The sequence below is a fragment of the Piscinibacter gummiphilus genome, from assembly GCF_032681285.1.
GTDB classification, from domain to species: Bacteria; Pseudomonadota; Gammaproteobacteria; order Burkholderiales; family Burkholderiaceae_C; genus Rhizobacter; species Rhizobacter gummiphilus_A.
In genome coordinates this window covers 3515561-3538241 of record NZ_CP136336.1, presented here as the reverse complement: position 1 = coordinate 3538241, position 22681 = coordinate 3515561, and the positions used below count along the sequence as shown (strand labels likewise).

Genomic DNA, 22681 nt, shown 5'->3' with positions numbered 1-22681 from the left:
TGGCCGGTTCATGACCGCGCTCGTCGAGATCGTCTTCACTGACAGCAAGGGGCGGCGCTGGGTTGTTCCTGAGCTGTTCACGACCGACGGCGCGAGCATCCCTCGCTTCCTGTGGTCGTTGATCGGCTCCCCCTTCACGGGGAAGTACCGGCTGCCAGCCGTCGCGCACGACGCGGCCTACCAGGTGGTGGGCCAGCCGAAGGCTGACGCAGACCGGATGTTCCACGAGGCGATGCTGGAGCAGGGTGTGGGCCGCGTGAAGGCCTGGGCCATGTACTCCGCAGTGCGCCTCTTCGGCGGCGACCCGTATGCCCAGGCGCAAGCCCGTGGCCAGCAGCGCGAACGTGCGCTCCAGGCGCTCGCCGAGTTCAACGACGAGAACGGACTCGAATGACGCACAAGTACATCGGCACGAAGGAGATCGTTGCCTGGCCGCAGACCCGCGACGTCAAGCATCCGGCCGACACCCAGGCGATGGTTCAGGACGGCTACGCCGTCAAGTACCCCGACGGCTACATCAGCTGGAGCCCCAAGGAAGTCTTCGAGCAGGCCTACCGCCGCTGCGAAGGCGATGGCCAAGCGCTGACCTTCGGCGACGCCATCCACTTCCTGAAGCTCGGCCACCGCGTGGCTCGCGCCGGCTGGAACGGCAAGGGCATGTTCGTGTACATGGTGCGCGGCAGCCGCGCCTGGAACGAGCACACCCCCAGCCCGTCGTTCGTGGGCGGCGTCAACCAAGATCACTTCGATCGAGGCGACACGGGCACCGTGACCCGCATGCCCAACATCAACATGCACGCAGCCGACGGCAGCACGGTCACCGGCTGGCTCGCCAGCCAGACCGACATGCTGGCCGATGACTGGATGGTGCTGCCCCAGGTGGCAGCCCAGCCGGCCTTCGACCCATCGGTCCCGCTCAGTGGCTTCCAGAAGTACAAGGGGCTCAACCCCAACGTGGCCGATCTGATGTCCGCCGCAACTCGCGACGCAAAGGCAGCCGTCCCAGTGGAGTACCGCAACCGCGTGGTGTTCACCTCCGAAGAGTGCCCTGGCGGCATGGAGGCGACCGTCCGCTGGAAGTACACGCCGCCGGGCACCGAGCAGAGCGCCGAAGACCGGGGCCGCTGATGAGCTGGATCGGATCTGTTGCGGCAGGCCCGGCCACCTGGTCCGCTGCCGAGGCCGCATCACTGGGTCGCCCAGCCGGCAAGCCGCGGGCGAAGGCCTTCGATGAGCTCACGCGCCAGAAGTGCGCCGAACTGGATCGCCTCCTTGCCGAGACGATCAACCTCCGGCCGTGCGAGCGCATGCTGATCGACGCGCTCACAGCAGCCGGCGCCTACACCGTCACGGTCGACCCGGGCTCGCCGCGTGGCGACGGCTGTGTTCGCAGCTACTGGGACGGCAGCCGCCTGGTCGTCGAGAACATCGACACCAGCGTGATGTACGACATCCCCGATGTGTCGCCTGGTCAACACGTCACGGCCGACATCACCTTTCACTCCTACGGCAAGAGCACGCTGCCGCCGGAGCTGCAGAAGAAGGTCGACGAAGACCTCAGGCGCTCCATGAGCTCGATGCGCGACAAGGGCTTCGATGCCGGGCCGGTGCCCCCCGGCCGGCGCACGAAGGCCTACCTCGCACTGAAGGCGGCGCTCGGCCTATGAACTGGGCAGACGCAGTAGCCGCCATGCGCGGCGGCGCCATCGTGCGCCGGGTCAGCCAGAGCGTGAGCGAGCCGGTCGGTCGCGTCGAGGGTGCGCTGATCATGGGGGAGGGCTTCGAGCCCTACGCCCTCATGACCGCACGCACCGAAGGCGGTGACGCCGTGCGCGTGTTCATGGGCGCCTGGAGCGGCGTGCTGCTCGACCCCGACGTGGACGACGAGCTGGCCGACGACTGGATCGTGGTGCCCGACAGCGAGGGGCGGCTGAAGCCATGACCACGCTGCTCACCAGGTGCAAGGTTGCCGATCTGACGGGCGCGATGCTGGATGCAGCGGTCGCCAAGGCGCTTGGCCACGAGTGGAAGTGGGCCCGCATGTGCGAGCCGGACATCGTCGAGATCACAGACTGGAATCGGCCGGCGACGCTCGTCAACGGCTGGCGCTTCCAGCCATCGACCGACTGGGCGCATGCCGGCCCGATCATTGAGCGCGAGCGCATCGGTCTGCGAGAGCCGCGACACCCTCACCCCTTCGACTGGGGCGCGACCAGCGAAGCCTTATCGATCAAGACGGCGGGCATTGGCTCGCCGCAGTACGGGCGGACACCCCTCATCGCTGCCATGCGCGCCTTCGTGGCGAGCAAGCTCGGCGAAGAGGTGGAGCTCTGATGCGCTCCCTCGCAGAGGCAGTGTTCTCCATTCAGGTCATCGTCACCGCAGCGCTGTTCGTCGTGCCGGTCGCCCTGATGGTTGCTGAGAAGTTCAAGTCGTGGCGCCTGATGGCAGCCGCGCGAGAGAGTGCCGCCGACTGGTTCGACGAGACCATCGACGGCCGCAAGGATGTGCTGTGACCGAGAAGCGTGAGCCCAACTGGGCCCAGATCGAAGCCGACTACCGCGCGGGCATCAAGCCGCTGCGCCAGATCGGCGAAGAGCACGGCATCACCCACGGCGCGATCAACAAGCGCGCCAAGCGGGATGGCTGGGCTCGCGACCTGAAGGCTCAGATCGTTGCCAAGGCGGAAGCCAAGGTATCCAAGGCTGCGGTATCCAGGGAAGTATCCACGGATACCAAGGTGACCGAGCAAGAGGTCGTTGAGGCCAATGCCGAGCTGCAGTACCAGATCCGCATGGAGCACCGCTCCGACATCAAGCGGACGCGCAAGCTCTTCCAGGCGCTGCTCGACCAGCTCGAGACTGCTGTCGACGCTGATGGCAAGAGCCTGATCGGCAAGCTGTTCGCCGTCGTGCACCAGCCGGTCGACGACCCGAACGACCAGGGCGGTGAGAAGCGCGCCGCCAGGATGGCCGAGCTGCTCGAGAAGGTGCTGAGCCTACCCAGCAACATCAAGAGCGCCAAGGAGCTGACCGACATGCTGGAGAAGCTCGTGAACATGGAGCGCAAGGCGTTCGGCATCGACGACGACAACGGCGGCGGCAGCGAAGTGGACAAGCTGCTGGCCAAGATCGCGAAGGGTGGATAGCCAGGCGAAAGAGGCCGCTCTCCGTCGCGTCGTCGAGAGCCTGGAGGTTCATGCAGCGCACTGCGCCAAGATCCTCGACAAGCGTGGCCGGCTTGTCCCGTTCATCTTCAACAAGGCACAGATCCATGTGCACAACCAGCTGGAGGAGCAGCGCGAGCGCCTGGGCTACATCCGAGCGCTGATCCTCAAGGGTCGCCAGCAGGGCATCTCGACGTACATCGGCGAGCGCTTCTACCACCAGACCAGCACGCGCACCGGCCGCCGGGCGTTCATCGTGGCGCACGAGGACAAGGCCACGAGCAACCTGTTCTCGATGGTCAAGCGCTACCAGGACAACAACATCCTGGCGCCGAGCACCAAGTACTCGAACGCGCAGGAGCTGGTCTTCGGCGGCCTCGACAGCGGCTACAAGCTGGCCACGGCCGGCAGCAAGGACGTCGGCCGTTCGAACACGGCGCAGCTGCTGCACGGGTCTGAGTTCGGCTTCTGGGCCAACGCGCAGACCCACCTGGCCGGCCTGGGCAACACGATCCCTGACGGCGTCGATGGCGTCGGCACCGAGATCATCCTCGAGAGCACGGCCAACGGCCTGGGCAACGCCTTCCACCTGATGTGGCAGGACGCCGAGGCGGGCAAGAGCGAATACATCGCCATCTTCGTGCCCTGGTTCTGGCAGGACGAGTACCAGGCGACGGTCAAGCCGAACCTCGAGCTGACCGACGAGGACGTGCTCTACATGCAGGCCTTCGGGCTGAGCATGCAGCAGATGCAGTGGCGGGCCAACAAGATCGCCAGCTACGGCGAGGGCTTCGCCTGGCTGTTCGACCAGGAGTACCCGGCCACCCCGGCGCTTGCTTTCCAGAGCAGCACCACCAACCCGCTGATCAGCCCGGCCCGTGTGATGGCCGCGGTCAACAGCAAGTACCTGGATCTGAATGCGCCGCTCGTGATCGGTGTGGACCCGGCTGGCGACGGCGAGAACGACCCCGACCGCACGGCCATCGCATTCCGTCGCGGCCGCGTGTGCTTCCGCGTCGAGTACCACAAGGGCCTGGAGACGATGCAGATCGTCGGCAAGCTCGCGGAGTACTGGCGCGACATGCAGCCGGACGCGATGTTCATCGACAAGACCGGCCTGGGCGCCGGCATCGTGAGCCGCATGCGGGAGCTGAACTTCCCGGTGATCGGCATCAACAACGCCGAGCGCGCACGCGACCCCGAGACCTTCGAGAACCGCCGCGCCGAGATGTGGTGGTCGCTCAAGGACTGGCTGTGCGATGCGCCGTGCCGCATCCCGAACGACGCCTCGCTCATCAGCGACATCAGCGCGCCGATGGCGGACGTCTCGAGCAACGGGCGAAAGCTGCTCGAGAAGAAGGAAAAGATGGCCAAGCGCGGCATCCGCTCGCCTGACGGCGGCGACGCGCTGGCCCTGACATTCGCGGAGCCGGTCGAGTACCGGGTCTCAACCAGCGGCGCAGGCCGTGGCGGCTCGACCGCACCGGCCAGCGCGGCCGGCTACTGAAGGAAATCGAAGATGGGGTTCAGTCTTAGCAATCTCGCGAAGAAGGTTGTCGGCTCCAGTTCTGGCGGCCAGGGCATCCTCAACACGCTGAATCCGTTGCGCGGCGGCACGCAGGGCCTGGCCGACCTCGGCGACCCGCTGTCGAAGAAGGTCAACGACATGGTCGACAAGAACGACCCGCTCGATGACGCTGCGCGCCAGAACGACCACAACGCAGCGCAGGGTGTCGGCCTGGCGCCGCCCGATGCCGAGCCGTTCGTCGAGACCCCTGTGTCCGAGGTGGGCGTGCGTGGCTCGCGTCGCCACAGCCGCGGCAACCAGATCTCGCTGGGCGCACCGGCCGTCGTGACACCGGAGCAGGCGGTCGCGAATCAGAGCGAATTCGCCGGCGCCTGGAACGACGCCAACAGCGACGCGTCGCCCACGACGTCGGGACCGATCAACCTGCTTGCCAACAACACCAGCGGCCAAGCAGCCGGTGACGAGTACCGCGATGCCTGGTTCGGCAATTCGCCAACGACCACGCCCAACAAGACCGAAGAGGTCGACGACACCAGCGAGCTCGGCCGTCGTCTTGGCCTTGGGGCCTGAGGAGGAGCGATGCAGGACACCCACTACGAAGAGGCCTGGCTGGATGGTGCTGACAAGGATCAGCCCGCCGGCGACAAGGTCGAGGTCGAGAAGGCGCAGCTGAAGGCCGACGTGGCCGGCGAGTACGCCGCCGCCCACACCGAGCTCGAATCGCAAGAGAAGGCCGGCAAGGCGTGAGCACCACCGAGTACGTGGCCGCCGCAGAAGCGGCGATGCGCGACGAGGCGCCGCAGCCTCGCGTCGAGCCCGGCATGGATGCGCTCGGCAACAAGCTGCTGGGCGAGTTCAACCAGGCGAAGAACGACCGCCTCGAGACCGAGAAGCGGTGGCTGGCGGACCTGCGCCAGTACCGCGGCCAGTACGACGCCGAAACGCTCGAGAAGATCGGCAACCGCAGCAAGTCGTTCGTGCGCAAGACGCGCGTCAAGGTCAAGACCGTCGACGCCCGGGTGCAAGACCTGCTGTTTCCGGCCGGCGTCGAGAAGAACTGGAACATCGACGCCACGCCGAAGCCCAGCCTCTCGAGCGACCAGCTGATCGAGATCCGCTCGCGCCTCACGCAGATGGCGCAAGGCCAGAAGCCGACGAAGAAGCAGTTCGAAGCTGCCGTCGCCGAGTGGGCCAAGGAGCGCGCGAAGTCGATGTCCAAGACCGTCGACGACCAGCTCGCCGAGGCGAAGTACAAGGCCGTGTGCATCAAGGCGATCCACTCGGGCAACCTGTACGGCACCGGCATCGTCAAGGGCCCGCTAGTCGAGCGCAAGGTGCGCACCAGGTTCGTCAAGGGCCCGAACGGCAAGTGGGTTGCCCAGAACGAGAGCTACGTGGTCCCGTTCGTCGACTACGTGCCGCTGTGGCGCTTCTACCCCGACATGGCGGGCGCCACTGAGCTGAACCAGTGCCGCTTCACCTACGAGCTGCACTCGATGACGCGCCACGAGATGGCGTCGCTCGCGCAGCGCAAGTCGTTCAACAAAGAGCGGATCGTGAACTACATCCGCGCCTACAAGGATGGCAACTCCATCCTCAAGGACTACGAGAACGAGCTGCGCCAGATCGGCGAGCGCACGTCGACGCAGGCCGTGCTGAATGGCCGCTACGACGTGCTCGAGCGCTGGGGCTGGCTCGATGGCGAAGACCTGCGCAACGCCGGCGTCGAGGTGCCCGAGGACCGCATCCACGAGAGCTTCTTCAGCAACGTGTGGATGCTCCCGAACGGCGAGGTCATCAAGTGCGTGCTGCAGCCGATCAACGGCGTGACCTGGCCGTACCACATCTACTACTTCGACAAGGACGAGAGCTCGTTCTTCCCCGAGGGCTTGGCGTCGATCATGCGCGACGACCAGACCATGCTCAACGCGGCCACCCGCCTGATGCTCGATAACGCCGCGATCACCGCGGGCCCGATGCTCGAGGTGGCCACTGGTTTGCTGGCGACGACCGCCAAGGCTGACGAGATGTACCCGTGGAAGATCTGGCTGCGCAACAACACGGCGCCAGGTCAGCAGGCGGTGCGCGCCATCACGCTCGAGAGCCGCCTGGGCGACCTCGGCAAGATGGCCGCGATGTTCGAGAACAACGCCGACGAGGTCACGGCGATCCCGCGCTACATGAGTGGCGAGAACGCGACCAGCGGCGCGGCCGGCACGGCGGCAGGCATGTCGATGTTGATCGGCAACGTCAACATCGTGATCAAGGATCTGATCGGCAGCTGGGACGACGGCGTCACCAGCAGCTTCATCCGGGGCATGTACTTCTGGAACATGCAGTTCAACCCGGACGACAGCATCAAGGGCGACTTCGACGTCAAGGCGAAGGGCACCGCGAGCCTGGTGGCCAAGGAAGTCCGCACGCGCCAGCTCAACGAGTTCGCTCAGCTCACGGCCAACGAGTTCGACATGCCGTACATCAAGCGGCACAAGCTCAACATCCTGCGCGCCGAGGCGAACGAGATGAGCGACATCGTCAAGACCGAAGACGAGATGCGCGCCGAGCAGGACAGCGACGAGGCCAAGAAGCAGCGCGAGCTGCAGGCGCAGATCACGCAGCTGCAGCTCGAGGAAGCCAAGGGCAAGGTCGCCAAGCTGCTGGCCGATGCCGAGGTGGCGAAGACCAAGTCGCAGGAGATGCTCGCCAACATCGAGCTGATCATCGCCAAGACGGTCGAGACCAAGGTCGCCTCCATCTTCAGCGCGCTGCAGGCTGGCGGCACGGCCACGGCGACGCCGTTCGTGGCCCCGGCCGGCGACGAGGTTCTGCAGAGCGCCGGCTTCAAGGACGCCACGCCCGACCCGTCGATCGCCCAGCTCAACGGCCCGCCGGTGCAGGCCACGCAGGGCACGCACCAGGTGCTCAACAAGGGCGCGAGCTTCGCCGTCCAGCCGCGCGCTGGTGGCAACGACACGAGCGTCGACCAGCCGAACACGCAGGAGGCCATCGTGCGACTGCCGGCCGCTGACATCGACGTGCCCACCGGCCAGGCCGGCATGCACCAGGGCCTGACGACGGCTGAGATCGACTGATGGCGCGCGACTCGCTGTCACTCCAGCGCGACCTGGAAAGCCTGAGCAAGGTGCTCCACGAGTTCATCGGCACGCCGATGCACAAGGTGGTGCTGGAGGCGCTCGACGCCCTCGAGGAGAAGACGGTCGAGGCCTTCGATGGCGTCGCCAACCTCGAGCAGCTGCACCGCGTGCAGGGCCAGCGAGCGCTGCTGGTCTCGCTGCGCCACGCCCTGCTGAATGGCCAGGCGCTGACCCTCTGAAACGAATCTTTGACCCCTGGCTTGCCAGGACAGTTAGAGCCGGGCGACCGGCAAGGAAGCCCACCGAAAGGCACACATGAAGACCACCGACGAGCAACTGCAAAACGACCAGGCCGCCTACGCGGACGCTTTCAACGAGGACGCGCCCGTCGCTGCCGAGCCGAGCGAAGACGAAGCCTTCGGCATCACCGCCGATGCGCCGGCTGACGAGGCTGCGGAAGGCGAGGGCGCTGCCCCAGCCGAAGCCGCCGCTGAGCCCGCCGTCGACCCCGAGGTCGGCAGCGAGACACAGGGCGAGGGCGGCGCTGGCGAGCCTGCAGCGCCTGCCGATGAGCCGCGCGAAGACGGCGCCAGCACGGTGACCGAAGAGCCTGAGTCGATGACGGCAGAGCAGATCGCCAAGGAGACGCAGCGCCTCAAGAGCTGGGAAGGTCGGCTGAAGGCCATGGAGCGCCAGCTCGCCGGCGGCGCCAAGCCTGCCGCGGAGCCGGCCGCCGAAGAGGCAGCCCCTGTCGCAGAAGACGCCGCCGCCGATGAGTCTGCCGCTGACGAGCCTGACGCCGACGCTGTCGATGCGGCCGAAGCCGCCGGCGCCCCCGATGTGGCTGAAGCCGCCGCCGAGGTGTCGGAGTTGGCCGAGCAGGTCGAGTCGGGCGAGATCACGCCCGAGCAGGCCAAGGCCCGCCTGGCCGAGGACTTCGGCGAGGACTTCGTCAACTTCATCGAGATGATCGCCGGCGCCAAGGCCTCCAAGGCCGCCGAGGACTCTGTGTCCAGCAAGGTCGGCGAGCTGAGCGGAGCGGTCGACGAGATCATTGCCCACATCAGCGACCGCGACGCGCAAGCGCACTTCGAGAAGGTGCACAGCGCTCACCCCGACTTCAACGACGTCGCAGCGAGCCAGGGCTTCGCCACCTACGTGGCGGGCCTGCCCGAAGCCGAGAAGGCGGAAGCCGAGCGCATCACCAAGACCGGCAGCGCCGACGAGGTGATCAAGCTCATCGCCGCCTACAAGGCCTCCGGCGAAGACGAAACGCCGAACGCCGACGCCCCGGCCGCAGACCCGGTGGCCAGCGATGACCAGCTCGACGCCGCCGAGGGCGTGCGCTCCAGCGGCATGCGCCTGCCGGAAGCGCCGAAGCCTGGCGCCAAGTCGTTCGAAGAGGCGTGGGACGAGTTCGCTTGAACTTCGCCTGAACACCAACTTTCTGTTCTCGTAGAAACCGCTTGAGAAGCCTGGCCCTTCGGGACACCAGGCGGCTCGAGCACACCTAAGCGCGCGGCTGCAACGGCTGCGCACCCCTCTGCCCCTGAGGCGCCCTCTGCCTCACAGCCTGTTGCTCGGTGCAGGACATCACCGAGCTCATCCATCTGGAGCACGACAGCAGTCGCGCATGACACGGGTTCTCTGGGACACGCCTTCGGCGCCCCGAGAGGACTCACCTTTGTCTGCATACGGCCCTCGCATCAGTCGCTCCTTTCAACCACCGGCCCACAGAGGCCAGACCCGAAAGGAAACACGAAATGACCACCTACGGCGACATCTCGCCCCGTACCGCCGCCTATGCCGAGAAGGAACTCCTGAAGCGCGGCCTCCCGTTCCTGGTGCTGGAGAAGTTCGGCCAGGCCAAGGCCCTGCCCGAGCACAACAGCAAGGTCGTGAAGTTCCGCCGCTACAGCGCGCTGCCCACCACGCCCGTCGCCCTGAGCGAAGGCGTGACCCCGGTCGGCCAAACGCTCAGCGCCGTGGACATCACCGCCACGCTGAGCCAGTACGGCGACAAGACCACGATCACCGACGTGGTGCTCGACACCCACGAAGACCCGGTGCTGAACGAAGCCATCGCCCTCCTGGGTGAGCAGGCCGCTCAGATGATCGAGAAGATGCGCTTCGGCGTGCTGAAGGCGGGCACCAACGTGCTGTACGCCAACGGCGCCAACCGCGCGGCCGTCAACACGGCCATCACGATCACGCTGCAGCGCCGTGCTGTGCGCGCCCTGAAGCGCCAGAACGCGCGCTTCATCACCTCGATCGTGCGCTCGACCCCGAGCTACGGCACCGAGAACGTGGCCCCTGGCTACGTGGCGCTGATCCACCCGGACTGCGAGGCCGACGTGCGCGGCCTGGCTGGCTTCGTGCCGGCCGAGAAGTACGGCTCGATCACCCCGTGGGAAAACGAGCTCGGCAAGGTCGAAGACGTTCGCTACGTCAGCTCGACCATCTTCGAGCCGTGGGCCAACGCGGGCGGCACTGCCGGCTCGATGCTGTCCACCGGCGGCGCCCAGGCCGACGTGTACCCGGTCCTGTTCCTGGCTCGCGACGCCTACGGCATCGTGGCGCTCAAGGGCATGTTCGCGGTCACGCCGATGGTCGTGAACCCGAAGCCGAGCGACAGCGACCCGCTGGCGCAGCGTGGCCATGTGAGCTGGAAGGCCATGCAGACCGCCGTGATCCTGAACGACGCCTTCATGGTCCGCGGCGAGGTGGCAGCCACCGCCTGATCGGGCGGTAGCTGACTGAGGCTCCGGGCGCGATCCGCTCGGGGCCTTCACCCCTCATCACGAAAGGCTCCCATGAAGATCTCCGAAATCGCGAGCGCCGCCCTCAAGGCGATGTTCAACAACCGCACCTGCACCAAGGCGACCCTGGCGATCAACGCCGGCGGCGCGGCCACGGTGCGCACCACCGGCGCGACGATCTACCTGATCGACGGCGTGTACTACACGAAGGCCGCGCTTGCTGCGCAGTCGATCGCTGTCACGCACCGCTTCAACGGCGACGCTGTGACCACGGCCGACCCGGCCTACGTGCAGCCCCAGAACTCCACCGTCATCTACGTCCTGGCGCTCAACGCTGCGGGCACGGTGGCAGTGGTGCAGGGCAGCTACGCCGGCCAGGCGATCACGTTCTCGACCGACCTGTCGAAGGTGTTCACCGGCGCTGGCGGCGTGCCCAACCTGCCGGCCGGCTACGTGCCGTTCGGCGCCATCAAGGTGGTCACCGGCGCCACGACCTTCACGCCCGGCACCACGCTGCTCGACGCGGCGAACGTGACCGCCACCTACTTCGACCTCGCGCACCTGCCCGAGTCGCTGTAACCCGCTCGAGCGATCGAGCAACACCTGGGCCCCTTCGGGGGCCCTTTTCTTTTGTGAGGCAAACCCAATGAGCAAGCAATCCAACACCTCCCAGGTCACCACGCTGGACGACGGCAAGAAGCCCGAATCGGCCGCGTCCAAGGCGGCCGTCGGCGCCGTCGCCAAGGTCGATGGCAAGAACCACGACGCCGACCTGAGCGGCAAGCGCAAGCTGATCACCATCTTCAAGGACGCCACCGAAGGCGGCTCCGACGCCGTCTTCCTGTCGATCAACGGCTACGCCTTCCAGATCCCGCGTGGCAAGCCGTTCAACGTGCCGGCCGAGGTCGTGAGCGTGCTGCGCGATGCGAAGACCGAGCACATGGTGATGGGCCAGCACGGCGTCGAAGTCACCGAGGTGCCGCGCTACAACTTCTCGGTCGAGGACGTCCCCGAGGCCGAGGCTGTCGCAGCCTAAGGGGAGCCGGTAGATGCCGACCACCCTCGTCAAGGAAGTCTTCTTCCGCACCAGCACGCAGCTGCACGACATCAATCCGCAGTTCGTCCGCTGGACCCAGCGGGAAAAGATCGGCTACTTCAACGACGGCTGCAAGGCCATCGCGAAGTACCTGCCGAGCTCCTGCGCGCGGGTGGACGCATTCAAGCTGGAGCCCGGCACTCGCCAGTTCATCGGCCTGATCCCCGCCGCCCGCGTGCGCACTGGTGACGGCTCGACCGCCACCGACGTGCGGGGCAACTTCCTCCAGTCGCTCACGCGCAACATGGGCGCCGACGGCCAGACCCCTGGCCGCGTGATTCGCATCGTCGACCGCGAGGTGATGGATGCGAACAACCCGGCCTGGCACACCGAGGAGGACTCGGTCGTCACGGCGTTCATGTACGACCCGCGGTTCCCGAAGTACCTGTACGTGTACCCGGCCGTGCCTAACGGTCAGGACGTGTGGGTCGAGGGCTCGATGCTCATCGATCCGCCTGAGCTGGCTGTGCCTGGCTCGGCCAACTACTACGCGGCCAACGGCAGCGCGACCGAGGTCATCCCGATCGACGACCGCTACGTCGACGAGCTGGTGCAGTACATCCTCGCGCGCTGCTACATGAAGGACGCCGAGTTCGCCGGCAACGAGCGACAGGCCGTGATCCACACGAACGCCTTCGTGACCAGCATCAACGCGATCGGCACCGCGCTCAACGGCGTGAACCCCAACCTGCGCTCGCTGCCGTTCAGCCCGAACGTGCCGAAGCAGCAACCGGCGGGCTGATCGATGCTGTTCGACGACCTGCTGCCCCAGCTGCTTGGGGAGGTTCCGGGCTGCCCGGACATCACGGCGATCAACGCGTTGCGCAATGCGGCGATCGAGTTCTGCCGTGAGACGGAGGCCTGGGCCGAGCTCCAAGAAGACCCGATCCCGCTCGCCGACAACGAGCACACCTATGACGTCGAGTGCCCAAGCGACGCCGTCGTCGTGCGCGTGCTCGAGGCCTGGGTCGATGGCTCGCCGCTCACCGGCAAGTCGATGAGCGAGATCGGCGTCCTGATGCCCGGCTGGCAGTCGGACGTCAGCAACCGGCCGATCTACTTCAACGCGAAGGAGGCGCCCAACCGTCTGCGCCTCTTCCCCACGCCGGCGAACACCCAGGGCGAGCTGCTGACCCTGCGGGTCGCCTACGCGCCGAAGGTCAACGGCAAGCGCATCAGCGACCAGGTGGGCAACCGGCACCTCGAGGCGCTGATGTCCGGCGCCAAGGCACGGCTGATGGCCATGCCAAAGCGGGCCTGGACCGACCTCGCGCTCGCCGACTACCACAAGACCCAGTTCGCCAACGCGATCACCGACAGGCGCATCGACGACCTCCACGGCGGCGTGCCGAGCTCGCTGACCGTCAAGCCAGTTCGCTTCGGCTGAGGAGGCCGCAAGAGATGAACCAACGAACGAAGCTCGTTCAGAACGACAACGGGCCGAGCCTGATCTTCACGCTCGCAAACGCCAAGACGGGCGTGCCGCTGTCGATCCCCGGCGCCACCGCAGTGATGCACCTGCGCCAGATCGGATCGACCGGCGTGAAGGAAGCCATCCCGCTCACGCTGCTGCCAGGCATCGAGATGCGCGACTGGCGCGGCGTCGTCTCCCTCACCACCACGTCGCCCTACGACGTCGCCGGCAGCGGCGGCCGCGTGCGGCTCGACTGGACCGCCACCTCTCTCGACACCCCTGGCTCTTTCGAGGGCGAGGTCGAGGTGACGTTGGCAAACGGCCGGCGCTTCACCGTCGATCGGCTCGCGAAGTTCGCCATCCGACCGGAGGTCGCATGAGCCAGATCGACCCCCGCTTCGAGATGAACGTCTCGTCGTCGATCGCAGGCGGAACGACCTTGCGCATCGACGTCGCCTCTCCCGCCGACTGGGCGCCCTACACGCCGCCCGAACCCACCACGCCGACCGGCACGTTGTCCCTCGCCGGCGCTGGCGCTCTCTACCTCAACAACCTCCTCCTGGTGCTTGCATGACGCTACGAGTTCAAGACGAAGATGGAAACCTGCGCAACGCCACGAGCGATGAGCGGGCGCAGGTCCGCGAAGACATTGGCGCGGCAGCCGCTGACCACGACCACACCGACGTGGTCAAGACGGTCAACATGCAGGTGCCCGACCAGTTCGGCAACGTCAACATCGGCGGCACCGGCACGCCGATCGCCGACGACCTGGTGACGAACAGCGCCACCACGGCGCTTGCTGCTCGCCAGGGCCAGGTGCTCAAGGCGGCGATCGACGCGAACACTGCCGCCATCGCCAACATGGCTGGCGCGCTGCACTACCAGGCGGTCTGGAACGCGAGCACGAACAGCCCCACGCTGCCTGCAGCGTCGGTGAGCAACAAGGGCTGGTACTGGAAGGTCGGCACCGCCGGCAACACCAGCATCAGCGGCATCACCGACTGGGAGGTCGGCGACTGGGTCGTGAGCAACGGCGTCAGCTACGACAAGGTGGACAACACCGATTCGTTCACCGACGCCAGCGTGCGCAACGCGCTCATGACCGGCATGGCCGCCAGCGGCACCGCGCTGCCGTCGGCCGCTGACACGAACCTGAGCGCCTGGAACAAGCTGCTCGGCTGGGCCGCGAACATCGCCGCCAACGTGCGCAGCGCCGTGCTGACCGGCTACGCCATCGGCACCAACGCGGCCGTATCGGCGACCGACACGGTCATGGGGGCCATCGCCAAGCTCGAAGCGCAGGTCGCTGCCCGCGCGCTGCCACTGGACCCCGTGAACATCAACGCGCTGACGGTGCTGACGTACGCATCGCACGCGAACCGCCAGCTGCGCTTTAGCGGCGCGAACACCACGTTCACGATCCCTGCTGACGCAGGCACCAATGACGCCACCTGGGAGATCGTGACACTGGCTGGCAGCACGGGCGTTCCGACGCTGAACACGCCGGACGGCAAGAGCATCGTGGGCGCCATCGGCCGACCGATCGGCGCAACGCGCAAGGGCCAGAACGTCTATGACGTGGGCACCACGAACCCATCGATCCCGGCCCAACTGACGCCCACTGAAATCGTGGCAGCGATCGACACGCTGCAGGCAGGCCCCGCCTGGCGCAACCCGATGACCGGCGCGGAAATCGTGGCCGCGATCAACAGCTACTTCGGCTCCATCGACTGGCAAGGCGGCGGCGCAGTCGCGCCCGCGACGGTGGTGACCGCCATCGTGGCCGATGGCTCGCCGAGCACGCTGACGCTGACGATGAGCCAGGCCCTGACGAGCGGCAGCCCAACCGGCGCAGGCGGCATCACGCTGACCGCGACTGGCGGCGCGCTCACGGTGACCTCGGTCGTCGTGGCCGGCTCGACCGTCACCCTGACGCTGTCGCGCCCCGTGACGTTCGGCGAGACCATCACCCGCACGTACAACAGCGCCAGCTCGAGCAGCCCGTTCGCCAACGCCAACGGCAACGTCGTGAACTTCACTGGCGCTGCTGTCACGAACAACGTGGCGGGGACGCTGCCGACCTTCACGGCCCGCTCGGTCGAGAACAGCAACCCGTCGGCTCTGGTGCTCACCTCGAGCGCCGCCCTCACGAGCGCCGACCCGACCGGCGCCGGCGGCCTGGTGCTGACGGCCAGCGGCGGCGCCGTGACGATCACCGCGGTCGACGTCAACGGCACGACGACGACCTGCACGCTGTCGCGACCGATCGTCAACGGCGAGTCGATGACCTTGGCCTACACGAGCGGAAGCTCCAGCGTTCCGTTCGCCTCGGCAAGCGGTTCGATGGCCAACTTCTCTGGCGCAGTCGTGACCAACAACGTGGCCGCCGCCAGCGGCATCTCGGTGACTGCCAGCCGCTCCGACTCGTTCGACAACGCCCTGGACGGCACTGGCACCGCATTCACTCCGACCGGCGTCAACCGCGCGATCTTCGCGATGGTTGGCAACAACATCGGCGGTGGCGGCATCATCGAGGCGCGCGTTGGCGGCGGCGGCGGTACGCTGATGACTCGCCTGGCGGCGGATCAGAACTACGACTTCGCCCAGGGCCTGTGCGCACCGTTCGGCGCGGCGGGGGTGCCAGACACCGCGGTGTCGCTGTTCGGCGACTGGACGACCGAAGCAGCCCAGTCGTTTGTGGGTGGCGTTGCCTTCGCTGGCGTGCATCAGGTCACGCCGTTCGACCGGGTCGGCAACGTCCTGGTGCAGAACGGTGACCCGATCTTGTCGATGCCGATTGCGGTCAACATCACCGGCACGGTGGCAGGCGAGTGGTACATCGTCGGCGTCGACTGGAGCTCTGGCTCTGGTGGTGCGCAGCCCGCAACCGCGGGCGCCGGCACGACTCTGGTGCCGAACCAGTCGGTTGGATTCCTGGGTGGTCAGTTCTTCCTGCTGAAGCAGGCCACCGGCACCAGCCTCCAGCTGGACGCGACGGTCACGCAGACCGGCACGGCCAACTACATGACGGCTCGCTGCTTCTACGCGCGGGTGAATCCGGCATGAAGTTCCGTCGCGCCATCCTGACGTGGAAGGCGCCGGCACCGGCGCCGGCGCCGCCCCCACCACCGCCGCCGACCGTCTCGGTCGTCTCGAGCACAAGCGCGGTCGAGGGCAGCAACATCGTTCACACGGTGACGCTCTCCGGTGCGCCATCGAGCCCGGTCTCCTTCGCTCTCGCCTTCAGCGGCAGCTCGGCGACCGGCGGCGGTGTCGACTACACGAGCTCGCTGTCGAACGCGAACTTCAGCAACAGCGTGACGATTTCTGGCGGGACCATCACGGTTCCTGCTGGTGTCTCGTCGTTCACGGTGACGGTGCCCACGGTCGACGACCTGAGCGTCGAGGCGCAGGAGACCTACACGCTCACCATCGGCGGCGCATCCGGCACCGGGACCATCACCGACAACGACACGACGCCTGGCGCTGGTGGCGCGTGGCAAGACAGCGTCGCGGCGCCCGCTGGCTCAGCCAGCTTCACCGCCGAGTGGGGCGAGCCTGAGGGCGCGCCCACCGCGTGGGTGCTCCTCTTCGGCCCGAACCAGCTGGACGAAGACAGCGCCTACACGGCCTTCCCCTACCGCCAATACATCTCGAACGGCAGCGCCCGCTCGCAGGTCATCAGTGGCATCGCAGCTGGCCGCTACTACTGGCGCATTGCGCCGGTTGAGAACGGGACGCTCGGCCGCATGAGCCACGACAAAGACGAAGACGCAGCATGAAGCAACTCCTCTCGATCCTCTTCCTGGCGTTCATGGCGCTCGGCCATGTCGACGCCTCCGCGCAGGCGGTCATTCGGTACTACCAGGACTGCGACCCCGCAGTCGCCGACGTGCCGAACTGCATCCCAGGCACCGACGGGTCAAACCAGGGCGCCACGCCGCTGTCGCCGCGCCGCACGCTGCCCGACGCCAACGCGATCAACGCGCTGCCGGCCGGCAGCGCTGTGCGGCTCTGCCGCGGCAGTGGCTGGACGGGCCTGAGCCTCTACATCATCCAGAACGCGAACGCGACGCGCGAGCAACCCATCGTCATCGAGGACTGGGACTGCTTCACCAACTCGGCGCAGCGGCCGACGCTGCAGTGGCCGAGCAGCGCCACGGGCGCGATCTATGTCGGCTTCTTCTGCTGGCAAGGGCCTCCGAGCTGCCCGGCGCAACGCCATGGTGGCTACATCTTCCGAGGCATTCGGATCACCAAGGCTGGCCCGCTGGCCACCGGCAGTGAGGCCACGGCGATCTATGGCAGCTCGACCCATGTCCGGTTCGAGAACATGGAGTACGACAACTGGGCCAACGCCTTCAACATCGCGACGGACCAGAACAACAGCTACCTCACCTTCTACAACAACGACATCCACGACAACTCGCAGAACGGCATCGTCGGCGCCGCCACGCACCTGCTGATTCGCAAGAACCGGCTCTACCGAAACAACAAGCTGCCGGACCCGCTGTCTGATTCGTTCGCGCTCGAGCACGCCCTCTACATCGGCGGCGCCACTCCTCAGAATGACATCGTGATCGACGGGAACATCCTCGTCGACAACTCGACGCGGGTCTCAACGCAGCAGTGCGAGTCGGGCAACATCACTGCGCGCGGCAACGTCGACCAGATGACGATCAGCAACAACGTGATCGTCGTCCCCAACGCGACGCCGTATTGCTACGGAATCTCGATCATCGACGGCTACGGCACCGACCAGGAGTGCGTGCGGCGAGCCATGATCGATAGCAACACCGTGGTGAACGTCGGCGGGTCATCCATGGCGCTGCTGCTCACCGCAGGCGGCACGGTCCAGAACAACAAGATCATCCGCACGGTCACGACCGGGCAGGGCGCCGCAATCTCGATCGGCAACCCCAGCCAGCCAGGCGACGCCGCCTATTGCCCGATGGGCAATATGACGGTGAAGAACAACTCGATCGACATCAACACCTCCACCTCTGGCCCGCAGATCCAGATCACGGGCGGCACCGGCCACAAGGTGTTCAACAACGCGGTGCGCATCTCGTCTGCTGCGGCTGCCGGCGGCGCGACCTGCTTCGCGCCACCCATCATCGCCAACCTGTCCATCTGGAACTACAACTGGTGCGACTCACCTGGCAACTGGTCTAGCGGCCATGCGTCGCTGACCCTCGCCCAAGGCGCTGGCTACGACATCAATGGTGGCAACACGTCGACTGGCTTCAGCACGCCCACGTCGGGAAACAACTGGCTGCTGACGCCGGGCGTGAATCTTCGCAACGTCGGCCGCGTCACCGAAGCCCCCCGCTTCGACGCCGTTTCGTGCGAGCGAGACAGCACCCCCGACATCGGCGCTCATGAGTACGGCGCCACCACTTGCATCACGGTTAGCCCTCCAGGCGAGCTGCGGTGAGCCCAACCACAAGGAAGAATTTCATGAAGAAGAATCTTTGTCTGCTCGCAGCGCTGTCTGCATCCTCGCTCGCCGTCGCCCAGACGGTCGTCGGCCCCGTCACTCGCCATGCCGGCGCAGGCACGGGCATGGTTCTTCAGTCGTGCCCCGTGCCGGCGATGGCGACCAATGACCTGATTGGCGCCGCCGTGCGTCAGTGCCGTGCCGGGGTGCCTCCTGGCGCCGCCTACACGCTGAAGATCCAGGGAATCGCCGACGCGGCCGCCCCAGCGCCTGCCCCAGCACCCGCCCCAGCGCCGGTGTGGCGCGCCCTGGTGCAGGAGGGTGGCTCGTTCGTCGCCCCGACTGCCAGCGTCGTGCGCTATGGCACCGAGACATCCTATGTCGAGCGCGATGTGAGCGGCCTCGTGCAGTGCACGAACGCGTTCTTCGGCCGCGACCCCGCGCCGCAGATCGGCAAGGCCTGCTATGGCACCTTCGCGGCGGCACCCGCGCCGGCTCCGGCTCCGGCGCCGAGCCCAGCCCCGGCCCCGGCCCCGGCACCCGCACCCGCACCCGCACCTGCACCTGCACCTGCACCTGCACCTGCGCCTGCGCCTGCGCCTGCGCCTGCGCCTGCGCCTGCGCCTGCGCCTGCGCCTGCGCCTGCGCCTGCGCCTGCGCCTGCGCCTGGCGCCACCACGATCTACCTGTCCGACTGCCAGCCAGGAGCGGCTGCTGGCTGCGTGCCGGGAAGCGATGCCTCCGATGGCCGCAGCGAAGACCGCCCGCGCCGCTCGCTCTCCGGCCTCAACGTGAACGCACTGCCTGCGGGCTCGCAGGTGCTGCTCAACCGAAGCGGCGCCTGGGCGAACGTGTCCATGCGTATCGAGAACATGCAATCGAGCGCCGCAGCGCCGATCGTCTTCGATGCCTACGGCGCCGGGCCCGGGCCGCTGCTGCGCGTGGCGAGCGGCAACATGTTCAACCTGGGCGGCGGGTGGAACAACACCAGCAACGACGGCGGCTACGTGTTCCGCAACCTGAGGCTCGATGGCATGGGCACGGCAGAGTGGGGCATCTGGTTCGTGCAGACCGTGCGAGACGTGACGATCGAGAACACCGAGATCACCGGCTTCCGAATCGCCATCAACTCGAACGACACCGACCAGCACACGGTGACCAACATCACCCTGCGCAACAACAACATCCATCACAACCGCGCGATGGGGCTGCTCGGCCACTACAACAACTTCCTCGCAGAGGGCAACGTCTTCGAGGCCAACAACTTCAGCGGCAGCATCTTCGACCACGGCACGTACATCGGCGGCGGCCACAACATCGCTCTGCGCAACAACCGCTACCTGCGCAACTCGACCGTCGACGGCGAGTGCCGCGGCGGCAACATGACCTTCCACGGCCAGATCGATGGCCTGCTGATCGAGGGCAACCTGATCGAGCAGGGCCCGTCGGCGCCGGGCTGCTACCTGATGTCGATCACCCAGGGCTACACCACGCCGGAGTGGTTCCGCAACACCGTCGTTCGGGGCAACACCCTGGTCAACGGAGGCAGCGCCATCGTCGCCCAGTCGGCGCCAGGCATCGTGGTCGAGGGGAACCGCGTGATCCGCACGCAGCCCATCTCTACCCCCGGCATCAACATCGCCGGCCAGTACGCCGGCGGCGACGTGCCCGATGAGGGGGCGGTCGTGCGCAACAACACCCTGTGCCTGGCCGCTGCCGGCGCCGGTGGTGCTGCAGCATCGGTCGCCTCGCCTGGCTCGACGGTATCGAACAACGTGGTGGTCACGGGCGCGGCTGCCAGCCAGGGCGCGTGCGCCCGCTGAGGGCTTGCAACAAAGAGTTGTGCCGGGAACAATCCGTTTATGACCAACGAAGCAAAGCCCGACCAGGCAGCGGAAGCGCCCGCTTTCTCGATGCTCGACGAAGAGTTCATCAAGGCGATCCAGCGGCAGCGCGACACCGCGCTGAACGCCGTTGCTCAGCGAGAAGCTGAGGTGGCGGTGCTGACGAAGGCGCTCGCCGAGGTTCGCAACGTGTGCGGCCTGCTGCAGAAGCAGCTGGAGGATCGCAAGGTCGCTGCGGCGCCCGCCGTCGGCGAGCCTTCTGCCGCCCTTGCGTCCCAGGTGGCACCACCTGGTGACTCGCATCCCGTGGACCGCGGAGAGCCGCGCCGCGTTCCGCATCGCCGCAAGCCCTGATCGGAGCCTCCAGTGGATGGTGTGATTTCCCTGCGGACCTTCGGCGGGGAGATCCCGCAGATGCCACCGCACCTGCTGCCTGACACGGCTGCGCAGGAAGCGATCGACTGCAACTTCACGCATGGGCACCTGATGCCCATGAAGCAGGGCTTCCTGCTGACCACGCTGTCTGCGGCCGTGAAGACGATCTACACGCAGGACGGCCTCAACTTCTTCACCTGGCCGACGGAGACCTACGTCTTCGACAGCCCGGTGCTCGAGGACGTGCACAACCGCGTGTACTACCTCGACGGCGGCGTGCTGCGCGTGACGACCGCCGACGGCATGAGCCCAGCTGGCGGGCCGCCCGGCACGAGCTGGAAGGTGGGCGTGCCGAACCCCACCGTCGCGCCAACCCTGTCGGTCGTGGAGCTCGATCAGTACCCCGACTACCCGGGCGCCGAGATCTCTATCGACGCCTGGTATGAGGCCGATGGCTTGCGCTACCAGGAGGCCTCGATGACCCTCACGGTCGTCAATCCTCTGCGCCGCATCACCTACAGCATGCCGGCACGCGGCGTTGGCGTCCCGGCCACGGCCGAGGCCCGCGCGAGCGTGCTGGTGCTGGATACCGACGACAAGCAGGTCATGCTGATCAACCTGACTGCCGGCGAAGACCCGGTCCAGTCCACGTCGCTGCCGGGAGGCGTGACGCTCACGCTCACCAACACCAGCGGCAACGCCTACCAACTCGACCTGGCGTACGGCGTGGTCGAGAACCGCGCCTACGTCTACACCAACGAGAACACCTGGAACGAGGAGTCTGGTCCGTCGCCCGCGGCGCAGATCAACACCACGTACGTGCAGGCCGTCGACGTTGCGCTCACCGCCTCGGACTTCACCGGGCTGCGGCCATTCCTCCGCTTCAACACTTATCGCACCATGGGCGCCAGCCCGACTTACGTCAAGGTGCGCGCCGATGCCGACGGCACCTACATCGACACGAGCTACAAGGCGTCCCAGGTGCTGGGAGCACTCGAGACGCTCGAGTACGAGCCGCCGCCTGCCGAACTCACGGCCGCGGTGAGCATGCCTGGCGGCTCCTTCGCCGCCTTCAACGGCAACGCCCTCTACATCTCCGAGCCTTACCGGCCGCACAGCTGGCAGTACCGCACCGCCTTCCCGAAGGCGATCCGCGGCCTGTGCCTCTCGTCGCAGTCGCTGATCGTGGCAACCGCCGAGTACGGCTACGCCGTGGTGGGCTCGCACCCATCCGCCATCCAGGCCATCAAGCTGCCAGTGCCGCAGGCCGGCATCGCACAGCGCTCGATGGTTGAGCTGGACGGTGTCGGTGCCTACGCATCGCACGATGGCATCGTCGCCGTTGTGGGCAGCCGCGCCACGCTGCGCGCCAGCCAGAAGCTCTTCGCGCGCGATGACTGGCAGGGCCGCTACGCCTCGATCCTCGCCGATGCCTCGATGCGCTTCGCGTGGCATGACGGCTGCCTGGTGGCCACGTCGAGCACCCGCCCGCTCGGCTTCATCCTTCGCATGGATGAGATGGCCGCAGGCGAGTACACGCAGTTCAACCACCAGATCGACGCAACGTTCCAACTGCCGGTGGCCGATTCGCTGTACTACAGCGTCGGCAACAGCATCTACCAGTTCGCTGGCGGCGCAAGCTACACGTACACCTGGCGCAGCAAGGACTTCACCTTCAGTCGGCAATACCACATGGGGGCCGGCTACATCCGCAGCTCAAACGCTGTGACGATGACGCTCTACTACTCGAACCCCGTGGACGAGAACGAGATGGTCGAGTGGGTGACGATGTCGGTGTCGCCTGGCTACTTCCGCCTGCCGGATGGGCCCAGTGCGCGCCGCTGGTCGGTCAAGCTCGTCGGCACGTCGGTTGTCGAGGAGCTCCTCCTCGGGCAAAGCATGGGGCAGCTGAAGAATGTTTAGCGCCACCATCGGCGGCCGCCGACAGGCCGCGCCAGCGCTGC

The 22681-nt window shown here is 66.9% G+C and carries 26 protein-coding genes; all 26 read left to right on the top strand.

What is annotated here, in order from left to right; genetic code table 11:
- The first annotated feature begins 10 nt into the window (after positions 1 to 10).
- Positions 11 to 394 carry a DUF1353 domain-containing protein gene (locus RXV79_RS16305; RefSeq protein WP_316698948.1) on the top strand — a complete coding sequence of 128 codons (384 nt, stop codon included), beginning with the start codon at positions 11 to 13 and terminating at the stop codon, positions 392 to 394.
- Complete coding sequence (locus tag RXV79_RS16300; RefSeq protein ID WP_316698947.1) at positions 391 to 1128, top strand: DUF2829 domain-containing protein; 738 nt, start codon at positions 391 to 393, stop codon at positions 1126 to 1128. The genes RXV79_RS16305 and RXV79_RS16300 overlap by 4 nt, the downstream gene beginning before the upstream one ends.
- On the top strand, positions 1128 to 1667 hold the full coding sequence (locus RXV79_RS16295) for a hypothetical protein (RefSeq protein ID WP_316698946.1): 540 nt from the start codon (positions 1128 to 1130) through the stop codon (positions 1665 to 1667). The genes RXV79_RS16300 and RXV79_RS16295 overlap by 1 nt, the downstream gene beginning before the upstream one ends.
- The gene (locus tag RXV79_RS16290; RefSeq protein WP_316698944.1) at positions 1664 to 1942 is read left to right on the top strand and encodes a hypothetical protein; all 279 of its coding nucleotides are present in this window, start codon (positions 1664 to 1666) and stop codon (positions 1940 to 1942) included. Before RXV79_RS16295 ends, RXV79_RS16290 begins: the two co-directional genes overlap by 4 nt.
- Positions 1939 to 2334, top strand: a complete 396-nt coding sequence (locus tag RXV79_RS16285) for a phage protein NinX family protein (RefSeq protein WP_316698942.1) — start codon at positions 1939 to 1941, stop codon at positions 2332 to 2334. Before RXV79_RS16290 ends, RXV79_RS16285 begins: the two co-directional genes overlap by 4 nt.
- A complete protein-coding gene (locus tag RXV79_RS16280) occupies positions 2334 to 2516 on the top strand; it encodes a hypothetical protein (RefSeq protein WP_316698941.1) in 183 nt (60 codons plus the stop codon). The genes RXV79_RS16285 and RXV79_RS16280 overlap by 1 nt, the downstream gene beginning before the upstream one ends.
- Entirely contained in the window at positions 2513 to 3148 is a 636-nt protein-coding gene (locus RXV79_RS16275) for a hypothetical protein (protein ID WP_316698939.1), read from the top strand. The genes RXV79_RS16280 and RXV79_RS16275 overlap by 4 nt, the downstream gene beginning before the upstream one ends.
- Entirely contained in the window at positions 3141 to 4673 is a 1533-nt protein-coding gene (locus RXV79_RS16270; protein ID WP_316698937.1) for a terminase large subunit, read from the top strand. The genes RXV79_RS16275 and RXV79_RS16270 overlap by 8 nt, the downstream gene beginning before the upstream one ends.
- Positions 4674 to 4685: 12 nt before the next feature.
- Positions 4686 to 5264 carry a hypothetical protein gene (locus RXV79_RS16265; protein WP_316698936.1) on the top strand — a complete coding sequence of 193 codons (579 nt, stop codon included), beginning with the start codon at positions 4686 to 4688 and terminating at the stop codon, positions 5262 to 5264.
- A gap of 9 nt (positions 5265 to 5273) precedes the next feature.
- Entirely contained in the window at positions 5274 to 5441 is a 168-nt protein-coding gene (locus tag RXV79_RS16260; RefSeq protein WP_316698935.1) for a hypothetical protein, read from the top strand.
- Positions 5438 to 7786, top strand: coding sequence for a calponin homology domain-containing protein (locus RXV79_RS16255; protein ID WP_316698933.1), 2349 nt, complete (start codon positions 5438 to 5440; stop codon positions 7784 to 7786). The genes RXV79_RS16260 and RXV79_RS16255 overlap by 4 nt, the downstream gene beginning before the upstream one ends.
- Positions 7786 to 8028, top strand: a complete 243-nt coding sequence (locus RXV79_RS16250; RefSeq protein ID WP_316698931.1) for a hypothetical protein — start codon at positions 7786 to 7788, stop codon at positions 8026 to 8028. Before RXV79_RS16255 ends, RXV79_RS16250 begins: the two co-directional genes overlap by 1 nt.
- 76 nt (positions 8029 to 8104) lie before the next feature.
- A complete protein-coding gene (locus RXV79_RS16245; RefSeq protein ID WP_316698929.1) occupies positions 8105 to 9214 on the top strand; it encodes a hypothetical protein in 1110 nt (369 codons plus the stop codon).
- Positions 9215 to 9552: 338 nt separating this feature from the next.
- The gene (locus RXV79_RS16240) at positions 9553 to 10530 is read left to right on the top strand and encodes a N4-gp56 family major capsid protein (protein ID WP_316698927.1); all 978 of its coding nucleotides are present in this window, start codon (positions 9553 to 9555) and stop codon (positions 10528 to 10530) included.
- 72 nt (positions 10531 to 10602) lie between these two features.
- Positions 10603 to 11127 carry a hypothetical protein gene (locus tag RXV79_RS16235; protein ID WP_316698926.1) on the top strand — a complete coding sequence of 175 codons (525 nt, stop codon included), beginning with the start codon at positions 10603 to 10605 and terminating at the stop codon, positions 11125 to 11127.
- A gap of 67 nt (positions 11128 to 11194) precedes the next feature.
- On the top strand, positions 11195 to 11584 hold the full coding sequence (locus tag RXV79_RS16230) for a hypothetical protein (protein ID WP_316698925.1): 390 nt from the start codon (positions 11195 to 11197) through the stop codon (positions 11582 to 11584).
- A gap of 13 nt (positions 11585 to 11597) precedes the next feature.
- On the top strand, positions 11598 to 12386 hold the full coding sequence (locus RXV79_RS16225) for a phage adaptor protein (protein ID WP_316698924.1): 789 nt from the start codon (positions 11598 to 11600) through the stop codon (positions 12384 to 12386).
- A gap of 3 nt (positions 12387 to 12389) precedes the next feature.
- The gene (locus RXV79_RS16220) at positions 12390 to 13031 is read left to right on the top strand and encodes a phage adaptor protein (RefSeq protein ID WP_316698922.1); all 642 of its coding nucleotides are present in this window, start codon (positions 12390 to 12392) and stop codon (positions 13029 to 13031) included.
- A 14-nt stretch (positions 13032 to 13045) separates the two neighbouring features.
- On the top strand, positions 13046 to 13438 hold the full coding sequence (locus RXV79_RS16215; RefSeq protein WP_316698920.1) for a hypothetical protein: 393 nt from the start codon (positions 13046 to 13048) through the stop codon (positions 13436 to 13438).
- Positions 13435 to 13632, top strand: a complete 198-nt coding sequence (locus tag RXV79_RS16210; protein WP_316698919.1) for a hypothetical protein — start codon at positions 13435 to 13437, stop codon at positions 13630 to 13632. Before RXV79_RS16215 ends, RXV79_RS16210 begins: the two co-directional genes overlap by 4 nt.
- Positions 13629 to 16124 carry a beta strand repeat-containing protein gene (locus tag RXV79_RS16205; RefSeq protein ID WP_316698918.1) on the top strand — a complete coding sequence of 832 codons (2496 nt, stop codon included), beginning with the start codon at positions 13629 to 13631 and terminating at the stop codon, positions 16122 to 16124. Before RXV79_RS16210 ends, RXV79_RS16205 begins: the two co-directional genes overlap by 4 nt.
- Positions 16121 to 16840, top strand: a complete 720-nt coding sequence (locus tag RXV79_RS16200; RefSeq protein WP_316698917.1) for a hypothetical protein — start codon at positions 16121 to 16123, stop codon at positions 16838 to 16840. Before RXV79_RS16205 ends, RXV79_RS16200 begins: the two co-directional genes overlap by 4 nt.
- Positions 16837 to 18495: a right-handed parallel beta-helix repeat-containing protein gene (locus RXV79_RS16195; RefSeq protein ID WP_316698915.1), complete on the top strand. Its 1659-nt coding sequence runs from the start codon at positions 16837 to 16839 to the stop codon at positions 18493 to 18495. Before RXV79_RS16200 ends, RXV79_RS16195 begins: the two co-directional genes overlap by 4 nt.
- A gap of 23 nt (positions 18496 to 18518) precedes the next feature.
- Entirely contained in the window at positions 18519 to 20321 is a 1803-nt protein-coding gene (locus tag RXV79_RS16190; RefSeq protein ID WP_316698913.1) for a right-handed parallel beta-helix repeat-containing protein, read from the top strand.
- Positions 20322 to 20360: 39 nt separating this feature from the next.
- The gene (locus tag RXV79_RS16185; RefSeq protein WP_316698911.1) at positions 20361 to 20696 is read left to right on the top strand and encodes a hypothetical protein; all 336 of its coding nucleotides are present in this window, start codon (positions 20361 to 20363) and stop codon (positions 20694 to 20696) included.
- A gap of 60 nt (positions 20697 to 20756) precedes the next feature.
- Entirely contained in the window at positions 20757 to 22640 is a 1884-nt protein-coding gene (locus tag RXV79_RS16180) for a hypothetical protein (protein WP_316698909.1), read from the top strand.
- The last annotated feature ends 41 nt before the right edge of the window (positions 22641 to 22681 follow it).